Here is a 3,134-nt window from a genome sequence, read left to right on the forward strand (position 1 = left end):
CCTTAACTGAACAACCCACCTCTTACCATCCACAAAGTGAACGAAACGCAACCCTCGAAACATTTATAAGTTTTGGATGGGAAGGTTGTAGCGTGCGTGTTGGTTCGTGATGCACAAAAAATAAAACAAAGGTGGTTTTTTGGGAGCTTCAAACGAGGGGGAGATGGATGCGTTGGCGTGTATTTTCACGCGCAGATCTATTCGATCGTTTACGGAAGTTCCTATTGAGTTTGATAAGCTCATGACGGTACTCGACGCTGGGAACCACGCGCCCAGTTCGGGTAACTTGCAGAATTGGAAATTCATTCTCATTACTGGGAACGAGGACGTGCGCAAGCTTCGACCGTTCTGTGCTGACCAAGAGTGTTTCGCCACGGCCCAGGCAGGGATCGTCGTCGTGGGCGAGCACGAACGTGCAAGCGATTATTACGGGCTTCGGGGGGAGCGGCTCTTCACCGTGCAGAACTGTGCCGCCGCGATGGAGAATATGCTGCTGGCAGCTCATGCGCTCGGTCTTGGCGCCGTCTGGATTGGCTCGTTGGAAGAGGAGAAGGTCGCGTCAGTCCTGGACGTGCCGGAATCCGCGAGGGTGCAGGGCATCGTACTCTTAGGCTACCCTGCCGAGCCGCCGGAGCCAAAGGTGATGCGTGAGCTTCCGTATCAGGTGTTCTTTGGGAGGTTCGGACGCAAATACACGAACGTGCATTGGTATACGCGTGACTTTTCGGTGGAGTGGGATCGACGTATCAGGGCGGGGAAATCTCGTCTGGAGCGCCTTGGTGTTTCGCTGGGAAAAGGCTTGTCAGGGCTGAGAGAAGGTTTGCAGAAGAAGAAGGACAACAAGGAAGCGCTTGATGAAGACGCGAGAGGGGGACGAAAGTAAAAAAAGATGAGTTTTGATGATGTTCTTATAAGATGAAGAAGTGGTTTTGGATGAAAGGTTTTTCTTCGCCTCCCCTAAAGTAATTTAAATATCGGTGCGTTTCTGCCTTGGCATGACGGCTAGTCGGCTTTTTCCTCATGAGGTTATTCGAGAGGGGCAGGATGCGTTGCTCGAGCTCGTTGATCGGGCTATTGTTGAGCGAAAGCCGCTCGTCGTCCATGCGCCGACGGGGCTTGGCAAGACAGCTGCGGCGTTGAGCCCTGCCCTGAACCGCGCGGTTGAGCAGGACTTGGCCGTGTTGTTCGTGACACCGCGGCACACCCAGCACAAGCTCGTGTTGGAAACGTTGAAGAAAATCAAGGAAAAGCACGGGTTGCACGTTCCTGCTGTTGATATTATTGGGAAGAAGTGGTTGTGCCTTCAAGAGGGTGTTCATTCGCTGTTTAGCAAGGACTTCGCTGATTTTTGCAGAGCGCTTCGTGAAGATAAGCAATGCGTGTTCTACGAGGCGGCGAGGGAAAAGGAAGGAAAGGGAGTGCAGGCGTTGAGGGGGCTTTCTCTTCTCGAAAACGCAGAGATGGTGAGTTCAGAGAAGATCGTCGAAGTCGGCAAAGAAGTTGGCGTGTGCCCTTACGAGCTTGCGCTTCTGCAGGCGGGCAAGGCGAGAGTGGTCGTTGCTGATTACTTTTACGTGTTCCACCCGGTCATTCGCGAAACGTTCTTGAAAAAGCTTGGCAAGGAGCTTGATAGGTGTATCGTGATTGTTGATGAGGCGCATAACGTGCCTGGAAGGGTGAAGGAGCTCGTATCGGAGCGTCTCACAACCCGTTCGCTTCAGCGGGCGGCGGGGGAGGCGCAAAAATTGGGGGAGGCCGAGCTTGAGGATCGACTCAGAGGGTTGCAAGACGTGTTGGCGACGTTGGGGAAAGAGTGTGCTGAGGAAGAAATGTTTGTTGAGCGTTCGCGTTTCGTGGAGTTGGTGAATCGTGTTACGCCCTACGGGACGTTGTTGGATGCGTTGGACAAAGCAGGGGATCTTGTTCGTGAAGAGCAGCGCCAATCCTCGCTGGGCAGTGTCGCGAATTTTTTGCGGGCGTGGCTAGGGCCGGACGAAGGGTTTGCAAGGATTTTCAAGAAGATCAGCACGGGACGGGAAGATGTTTTTGTCTTGTCATATCGTTGCCTTGATCCTTCGCTGGTGACAGCGCAAGTCATTACGGGTGCGGCGTCTGCTATTTTGATGTCGGGAACGCTCACGCCGACAAGCATGTACGCTCAGATTTTAGGTGCGGGAGATTGTCTTGAGGGGACGTTTACGAGTCCGTTTCCGAAGAAGAACCGGTTGAACTTGGTTGTTCCTAGAACGAGCACGAAGTTTTCAAAGCGGTCTGATGAGCAGTACCGGGATATTGCCGGCGTAGTGGTTGAGCTCGTGCATACTATTCCTGGAAACGTCGCAGTTTTTTTGCCAAGTTATCAGATTCGGGATGAGGTGTACAAGCACCTGGTTTCTTCCGTGAAGAAGACTGTTTTTTTGGAGCAGCCAAGGATGAGCAAGGAGGAGAAGCTTGATTTGCTTGAGCGTTTTAAGTCGTATAAAGAGTCTGGCGCGGTCCTCTTGGGTGTTGCGAGCGGGAGCTTTAGTGAGGGAGTTGACTTGCCAGGGGACTTGCTTCGGGGCGTTGTGGTTGTTGGCTTGCCTTTGCAGCGTCCTGACTTGGAGACGAAGGCCCTGATTGAGTACTATGATCGAAAGTTCGGGAAGGGGTGGGAGTACGGCTACGTTGTTCCTGCGTTTAACATGGCGTTGCAGAGTGCGGGGCGGTGCATTCGTAGTGAGAAGGACAGGGGTGTTGTTGTGTTCCTCGATGAGCGGTACGCGTGGCAGAATTATCTTCGTTATTTCCCTCCTGAGTGGGATGTGAAGATCACGGCGTTGTTTAAGAAGCGTATTGAGGATTTCTTCGCCGGCGGGGGTGGGCGCCCCAAGACCCTTGCGGATTTTGCCACTGAGAAGACGAGTTCAGAAGATGCGTGATCTTGCTTTTCTTTTCTTTTTTCTGACGGCGATGAGTACGAGCAAGAGGGCTATCGCGACGATGAAGGTTTGAGCGAGGGGGCTTGCAACGGCTGATGCCACAGTCGCGTTGCCGGTGGCAAGAGGGGCGCCGTTGACGTTGAGGATGAACTCTCGCTCGTAGCTGAGCTTGTTGTTGTAGAGGACGTGGCCCCTGACGATGTATTGGCCTCC

General features: G+C 53.2%; 3 protein-coding genes. 2 read left to right on the plus strand and 1 reads right to left on the minus strand.

The genetic code is table 11. From position 1 onward, the window contains the following. The first annotated feature begins 163 nt into the window (after window positions 1-163). Window positions 164-883: a nitroreductase family protein gene (locus D6783_00770; GenBank protein RME53830.1), complete on the plus strand. Its 720-nt coding sequence runs from the start codon at window positions 164-166 to the stop codon at window positions 881-883. Between the two features lie 112 nt (window positions 884-995). After that, window positions 996-2,921: an ATP-dependent DNA helicase gene (locus tag D6783_00775; protein RME53831.1), complete on the plus strand. Its 1,926-nt coding sequence runs from the start codon at window positions 996-998 to the stop codon at window positions 2,919-2,921. Here D6783_00775 and D6783_00780 read toward each other — a convergent pair. Then, window positions 2,907-3,134, minus strand: a 228-nt coding sequence (locus tag D6783_00780) for a hypothetical protein (GenBank protein ID RME53832.1), incomplete at its 5' end; no start/stop codon positions are given. The two genes, D6783_00775 and D6783_00780, sit on opposite strands and share 15 nt — an antisense overlap.

This window comes from Candidatus Woesearchaeota archaeon (assembly GCA_003694805.1).
GTDB lineage: Archaea > Nanobdellota > Nanobdellia > Woesearchaeales > J110 > J110.